Consider the following 305-nt stretch of genomic DNA (forward strand, 5'->3'; position numbering starts at 1 on the left):
ATATTTTTTATTTACATCATCCTCTTCAGTTTTTTGTGCAGCAAGGTATGAATTATATTGGTCTCTAGCCTCTTGAGAATGGATAAAGTTTTGCTCTCTATGCCAATTTTTTGTGGAGTTAAATCCAATAAAAACAGAGATTAATATTAACAGTATTCCTAAACTTAAAACGATTGGTTTGGCTCGTTTCCAAGTAATTTTGTTCAATTTTTTGTTATCCATTCTTTCCTCACTCTCTTTCATCAGTCATCTCATGACCTGAAAACTTGCTTATAAAAATATCTTCTAAAGTTAAAGGAAGTTCT

The 305-nt window shown here is 30.5% G+C and carries 1 protein-coding gene; it reads right to left on the reverse strand.

The genetic code is table 11. From position 1 onward, the window contains the following. The coding region (locus JKP73_RS22580) for a hypothetical protein (RefSeq protein WP_200412030.1) at window positions 1-243 on the reverse strand (243 nt) is incomplete at its 3' end. Between the last annotated feature and the right edge of the window lie 62 nt (window positions 244-305).

Source organism: Virgibacillus salexigens (genome assembly GCF_014905415.1).
Classification (GTDB): Bacteria; Bacillota; Bacilli; order Bacillales; family Amphibacillaceae; genus Virgibacillus; species Virgibacillus salexigens.